Source organism: Bacillus sp. AFS001701, from assembly GCF_002559405.1.
GTDB lineage: Bacteria > Bacillota > Bacilli > Bacillales > Bacillaceae_G > Gottfriedia.
Genome location: NZ_NTZO01000239.1, coordinates 1 through 2330, shown reverse-complemented (window position 1 = coordinate 2330; position 2330 = coordinate 1). Strand labels below are relative to the sequence as shown.

The 2330-nt window shown below is 31.6% G+C and carries 4 protein-coding genes; all 4 read right to left on the bottom strand.

Features of this window, described 5'->3' with window-relative positions:
- Positions 1-368: DUF5366 family protein (locus tag CN514_RS16185; RefSeq protein ID WP_098233471.1), on the bottom strand; the 368-nt coding region annotated here is incomplete at its 3' end.
- Positions 369-647: 279 nt separating this feature from the next.
- Positions 648-1034 carry a PaaI family thioesterase gene (locus CN514_RS16180; protein WP_286141718.1) on the bottom strand — a complete coding sequence of 129 codons (387 nt, stop codon included), beginning with the start codon at positions 1032-1034 and terminating at the stop codon, positions 648-650.
- A 211-nt stretch (positions 1035-1245) separates the two neighbouring features.
- Positions 1246-1707, bottom strand: coding sequence for an SRPBCC family protein (locus CN514_RS16175; RefSeq protein ID WP_069034806.1), 462 nt, complete (start codon positions 1705-1707; stop codon positions 1246-1248).
- 3 nt (positions 1708-1710) lie between these two features.
- On the bottom strand, positions 1711-2325 hold the full coding sequence (locus CN514_RS16170) for a 3D domain-containing protein (protein ID WP_286141720.1): 615 nt from the start codon (positions 2323-2325) through the stop codon (positions 1711-1713).
- Between the last annotated feature and the right edge of the window lie 5 nt (positions 2326-2330).

Genomic DNA, 2330 nt, shown 5'->3' with positions numbered 1-2330 from the left:
GCAATATACACTAAAGATTTATTTAAAAAGATAGCAATTAATCCACCTATTAAAAAGACGAAAGAATATTTCTTTGTTGCTAATAAGTCTACTCCTTCATTGTCCTTTGAGAATAGTAGTAGCGCAAATTGCCAGATCATATCAGAAATTAATTTGAATCCACTCAAAACTAAATAGAAAAGAAATGCTATACCTAGAAATGTAAGGATTCTAATTTCCTTCTCTGGAAGTAGATCTGTAAGTGGTTGTAGAATACCAGATACTGATAAAAAGTTTATAGTCATTTGAAAGAAGTTTAATGTAATGGCGACCGTAAACATAATAATTGATAAAAGTGCATTAAAGCCTGTGTAATATATATTTTTCATCGAATGTCTCCTTTCTTCTCTATCTCAAGAAATTTCTAAATCCTTAATTAGAGGATGTCTCACTTATCTTCGAAATTTTATATACACAACTTAATTATTTTACCATAAGTTTAAGATAAAATTGATGAGTTTCTATTTTTTCTTTTTAGAAAAAGTCATTTTAAATTAGATTTTAATATTTAAAAAACCTGACTGATCCATTTAACAAGTATCTTTAGCTTGATATCCTCGGTCATAAAAAACTGCTAAATTACTATCGTAATTTAGCAGCTCTTTATGTTAATTTCGTTTATCTTTAATCGCAACTGTACATCTCGAGATACAAACTAACTGCTCATCCTCGGAATAAATTTTTATATCCCAAACCATTGTCGTTTTACCTGTATGTATTGCAGTTCCGATTGCTGTAACGACACCATCACGAACAGATCGTAAATGATTTGCGTTTATTTCAAGGCCAAAAGCAAGTTGATTCTCTTGATCAATCATCGAAAACGTTCCTACACTCGCAACTGTTTCAGCTAAAGCGACTGAAGCACCACCGTGTAAATACCCAAACGGTTGATGTACTTTTTCCGTTACCTCCATTTTCATCACTACTTTGCCTTCTTCAACAGACTCTATCGTCATGCCTAAAGCATGCATTAAGGTCATTTTCTCTTCCATTACGCCTCCACCTCTCCATTAAAGCTTACTCACTTTATACAACTCTGTTTTCGTTTTACTTGTTTGAACAAAAGATTGTTTTACAATTTCTATTTTATTATAAAATTTTACTTATTTTAAATTCGAGATAATGAAAAGATTTTCCTTTTATTCAAAATAAATATCCTATTAACGTTGTAAACCCCTTGCTATTAATGCAAGGGGCATGTTTTTATAGTACACCATCAAATCGCTTTTCTGCATATTCTTTTAAACTACTCATTTGTTTTACTACAATTCGTTTAGTGAACCAACTGAATATGAAGCCCGTCATTTTAGCTACTACTGAAGACATTTCCAAGCTACATTCATAATCTAAGCGGGTTTGATTTGATTCAACAGAAAAAAAACGATAGACCGCATCGGCTGTAAAATTAGTATGCTTTAATCGAATACCTAATTCTTTTGGCGGGCTATAAGAAATGATTTCACCATCATATTCTCGAATTTCCCCATCTTCTTCTAACTTTTGCTTAAACTTATGACCTACTGGTTTTTCTCTATTAAAATTTTCGTCATACTTATTCTCTATGAAACCATCCATCCACTTTTTTATATGCTCATCTGAATCAACAACTTCAAAAACAGCTTCGATTGGCGCATTAATGGTTAAGCTATAATTTATTTTTTCCATAATCTATTCTCCAATTTGATTCTTTGATTGCTGTCTAAATACTTGTAACGAATTTTGTTCATTCAATTCTTTAAGATCCGATTCAGTAAATCTTCCTGACCCTTGCTTTATTATATAAACTGCTAATTTCTTTTTTCCCCAATGCTCAAATACATCTCCAACAGTTTGAAAATATAAATCCAGATGATGTCCCTTTACAGCTGCACCTTTATCTGCTACTACTCCATATCCATACCCAGGAATAAATAATACGGTTCCTATCGGAAATACGTTTAAGTCGGCTGCAATGGTTGAAAATAAATCCCTCTTTACTTCCACACCTGAATAAGTAATTCCATATGAATGATCTTTAGGACTTTTTCCTGTCGATTCTCTTCCAGCTGTATAACCAGTTGCAGTAACTGTTACCTTTTTATAATTATTCCAATTCGTATTATGTTCGATGTTTTTTGCCATCGTAATCATTATGCTCTCATTTGTGATCGTTTTATTTTCTTCAGCAAATACTTTATTTATTGCAATTGAATCACTAAACCAACCCTTTATAGTAGCGACTTGAATATTTGCAAGGATTTTTAAAGAAGAAAACAAAGCAATAATGAATAAAATAGATAAAATAACAC